The 287-nt window shown below is 61.7% G+C and carries 1 pseudogene; it reads left to right on the top strand.

From position 1 onward, the window contains the following. Nucleotides 1-287: pseudogene (locus tag MKD49_RS25875) on the top strand (recombinase RecQ); the annotation flags it as partial.

The raw sequence follows: 287 nt of genomic DNA, 5'->3' as shown, positions 1-287 counted from the left end.
CGAGCCGATGCCGTGCTCAGAGCACTCGCAGGTGGTCAGGCGCTCTCTATCTCAGCTCTGGAGACGCGGGTCGACATCAGGCGTAGCCAGTTAGAGCTATTGCTTAAAGTGATGGCCGTTGATGGCTCGGTCGTGAAGGTCCGAGATGGGTGGCAAGCCACCGGCAAGCCGTGGGTGCACGACACCGAACGGTACGAACGCATCTCCCAGGCACGTCGCGAGGAACAGCAGGCCATGCTCGGCTACGAGCGCTCAAGAACCTGTCGCATGACCTTGCTCACCGGGCA

This window comes from Herbaspirillum sp. WGmk3 (assembly GCF_023952535.1).
GTDB lineage: Bacteria > Pseudomonadota > Gammaproteobacteria > Burkholderiales > Burkholderiaceae_D > Herbaspirillum > Herbaspirillum huttiense.
This window is presented reverse-complemented; position numbering and strand designations above follow the sequence as displayed.